This window comes from Cellulomonas sp. P4_A2 (genome assembly GCF_056402515.1).
Window position 1 is genome coordinate 1 of the sequence record NZ_JBFUHG010000113.1, and the last position, 450, is coordinate 450.

Annotated in this window: 1 pseudogene; it reads right to left on the reverse strand. The window is 67.6% G+C overall.

Annotated features, from left to right (window positions below):
* A pseudogene (locus tag AC1DUE_RS20340) lies at nucleotides 1-166 on the reverse strand (zinc ribbon domain-containing protein); the annotation flags it as partial.
* Nucleotides 167-450 lie beyond the last annotated feature (284 nt).

A 450-nucleotide genomic window follows, 5' to 3' on the forward strand; every position in this document is an offset into this window, starting at 1 on the left:
GCCCCGTCCGGGAGGACTCCCGTTGAGGTCTTACACCCGCTCCACAGGCTGTAACCGCCAGTCCAGCGGCCAAAATGTTGCATGCCGCGTTCACATCGCGGTCATGCCTAGCACCGCAGCCGCACGTCCACTCGCGGACGTTCAACGGCAGCTTGTCCTGGACAGTGCCGCATGTGGAGCGTCCCGGATTACCTCCAGAGCGACCTCCTGCTGAGCCTGTCCGCTGCCATGCTCGCGGGCCAGGCGCCGCAGCTCCTGTCGGCGATCAGGTAATTCCCCACGATGTCAGGGGCCTCCGCCCGGCCCCTCGGTATCGCCGAGGCCGACCCGGCAGCCGATCACTGCCCTGAGCGGTCTTTGACCGCAACGATCACAGTCGTGCGCTGCGGATCTCGGTGTCCGGGCGGGGCTGGGGGGCATCGGCGTTCCCGGGGACGCAATCCGATGGTC